The organism is Alcanivorax sp. HI0083 (assembly GCF_001635175.1).
Genome location: NZ_LWFX01001524.1, coordinates 1 through 865, shown reverse-complemented (window position 1 = coordinate 865; position 865 = coordinate 1). Strand labels below are relative to the sequence as shown.

The 865-nt window shown below is 56.1% G+C and carries 2 protein-coding genes; both read right to left on the bottom strand.

Translation table 11 applies throughout. The features are described 5' to 3' along the window. Positions 1–39: 39 nt before the first annotated feature. Positions 40–414, bottom strand: coding sequence for a hypothetical protein (locus A3754_RS22925; protein WP_063521438.1), 375 nt, complete (start codon positions 412–414; stop codon positions 40–42). A gap of 9 nt (positions 415–423) precedes the next feature. Continuing rightward, positions 424–865: hypothetical protein (locus A3754_RS28140; RefSeq protein ID WP_197468799.1), on the bottom strand; the 442-nt coding region annotated here is incomplete at its 5' end.

Here is an 865-nt window from a genome sequence, read left to right as displayed (position 1 = left end):
GGCCAAGCCGTTACCAAAGTACAATTTTTCAGGTCTGCGCTAGGTGGGTGTCCCCGTTACGCGGTAAATATGGCTATCGTTCATACTGCTGAACAGGGCGTCCTTTATCTTGCGCACAGCATACACCCGCTGCGCCTCGATACTGGCATCCTGCACGCTCTCGGCGATCAGTGCGGCAGCCACCGTACTGTTACCGTTCACGCCATTGATCTGGACCTGAAGGTTCTGTTCGCCGGCCGCAGTGCGGCCCTGCACATCCAGCCTGACCAGCCCCTGATTAACGATAGTACCGGCACCGCGCCAGACATCGGCAAAGTCGATGGCATTAATGGCAAGCCGGGCATCACGCTCCTGGTTTCCATTCATGTTGCCATAGGCGTTGCGGACATCGCCCATACGTTCTACCTGTAACATAGTCAGCTCCTAGCGGGGGTTAACCACCCAGTTAGTGCCCAGGCCAATCACCGTGCCCCAGTTACTGCTGGAGGTGCAGGTAATGGTTTCGCCATCCACTTTCACCGTGCCTTTATCGCTGTCGGAACCCCCGGCACCACCAAACTCAAACGGTCCGATGAAGAAGCCACCTTCACCCTTGATGGTTTCGGTCACTTGCTGGGCAAACTCGGAACCGGCATTGATGGTGATGGTTGGCCGATAACCGACAATCATTTGTGAAACGATACGTGCCAGGTTGCCGCCCTTGCCAAAGTAATAGGCATCGTCGCCGTTCTTGAAACCGGAATGACCCGGCATGAACGGACCATTCAGGTAGTTGGCCGGCATGGCCGCGTTAAACCAGTTGCCCGGGGTCACCGTGACGATGGAGACATCTTCAAAGGCAAAGCTGATGTCGTACTGGCTGGAG